The 1,292-nt window shown below is 62.8% G+C and carries 1 protein-coding gene and 1 other annotated feature; the gene reads left to right on the top strand.

Annotated elements, in window-relative coordinates:
- The first annotated feature begins 48 nt into the window (after nucleotides 1–48).
- Nucleotides 49–1,265, top strand: a protein-coding gene (locus ACFQ53_RS17700) for an IS3 family transposase (protein ID WP_239206793.1) whose coding sequence is annotated in 2 segments (ribosomal slippage) — nucleotides 49–328 and nucleotides 328–1,265 — 1,218 coding nt in all. Because the reading frame shifts where the segments join, the coding sequence is not laid out codon by codon here.
- Nucleotides 318–420, top strand: a sequence feature (AL1L pseudoknot). Its footprint overlaps the gene before it by 103 nt.
- Nucleotides 1,266–1,292 lie beyond the last annotated feature (27 nt).

The raw sequence follows: 1,292 nt of genomic DNA on the forward strand, positions 1-1,292 counted from the left end.
TGAAGCGCCCTGGGTTCCGTTCCGAGTCTCACGAAGGAGAATCGGAGTATGCCCAAGAAGTTCAGCCCAGAGCTCCGTGACCGTGCCGTGCGCATGGTCCACGACCGTCAGGCCCGCGAGGGTGGTCCCCGCGCAGCATCGATCCGTGCGGTCGCCCCGCAGCTCGGTGTCGGTACGGAGACACTGCGAATCTGGTGCAACCGCTACGGCCCCACTGAGCCGGCGGGACCGGAAGGATCGCTCGAGGCGGAGAACCGTCGTCTCAGGCGAGAGCTGGCGGAGGCACAGCGAGCCAACGAGATCTTGAAGGCCGCCTCGGCGTTTTTCGCAGCGGAACTCGACCGCCCCACAACGAAATGATCGCGTTCATAGATAATCACCGCGAGCAGTTCGGGGTCGAGGCCATCTGTCGCATCCTCGGAGCGATAGAATGTGGGTTCATCACCTCCCGCGGATACCGCGCCTCGAAGAATAGGCCGGCCTCCGCTCGAAGCATGCGGGACGAGATGCTCGTGGAGGAGGTGAAGCGGATTCATCAGGAGAATTACAGCGTCTACGGGGTCCGGAAGATGTGGCACGCCATGCGGCATGCAGGATGGGACGTGGGCCGAGACCAGGTGGCACGACTGATGAAGATCGCTGGCCTCCAGGGCGTTCGCCGAGGTCGTAAGCCCGTCACCACCCGCCCCGCTGTCCGAGATGACCAGCGTCCCGACCTTGTCGAGCGGAAGTTCGTCGCGGCCCGGCCGCAGCAGCTATGGGTCGCCGATATTACCTACGTCCGGATACTCTCCGGGTTCTGCTACGTCGCATTCATCACCGATGTCTACAGCCGCAGAATCGTCGGCTGGGCAGTCGCACCCACCCTCCACACCGAGCCCCTGCCATTGCTCGCATTGGACCACGCACTCCTCTCCACCGGGGTGAGCAAGAATCAGAACGGATTGATCCACCATTCCGACAGGGGCAGTCAGTACGTCTCCCTGGCTTATTCAGACGCACTCATTACGGCAGGCGTGAAAGCTTCGGTCGGAACCGTCGGAGATAGCTACGATAACGCGCTGGCCGAGACAGTGAACGGTCTCTACAAGGCGGAGCTGATCTACTCGAAGCGGATCTGGGAGTCCGTCAGCGAGGTCGAGCTCGCCACGATGGGATGGGTCCACTGGTGGAACACGTCCCGACTGCATGAAACTCTCGACTACCGCACCCCCGCAGCGGTCGAAGCGTCCTACACTCACCCCACGACGACCGCGCCCGCCTAACCACGGAACGAAACCCAGGGCGCTTCA

This window comes from Brachybacterium sp. NPDC056505 (assembly GCF_042794925.1).
Lineage (GTDB): Bacteria > Actinomycetota > Actinomycetes > Actinomycetales > Dermabacteraceae > Brachybacterium > Brachybacterium kimchii.